General features: G+C 49.3%; 1 protein-coding gene. It reads right to left on the bottom strand.

All coding sequences use genetic code 11. From position 1 onward, the window contains the following. Positions 1 to 14: 14 nt before the first annotated feature. Positions 15 to 274 (bottom strand): ABC transporter permease family protein (locus LKX83_RS32505; RefSeq protein WP_227887409.1); only part of this gene is annotated, 260 nt, incomplete at its 5' end.

Raw genomic sequence — 274 nt, 5'->3', positions numbered from 1 at the left:
CTCAAGCACAATCATCAATATTCACCCTCCCGAATCGCTTCATACGGTTGCAGCTTCAATGCAGAGCGAACCGGGAAGAAAGCCGCTACAATGGCAATAAGTGTCGTGAGGATTGTCGTACCCAAGCCGATTAAAAGACCCGTTGACCAATTAGGAAATAGCATCGGCAGCTGCAGCACTTGCAGAATAAGAATCCGGTTATCATATAGAGCGGCTCCTGCTGCTAGCGATCCAATCGCGGCACCAATAACGGAAGCAAATCCCGCTTCCATCA

Source organism: Cohnella baijiui (genome assembly GCF_020731285.1).
Lineage (GTDB): Bacteria > Bacillota > Bacilli > Paenibacillales > Paenibacillaceae > Cohnella.
Note: the sequence above shows the minus strand (reverse complement) of the source record. Positions and strands in the feature narration are given on the sequence as shown.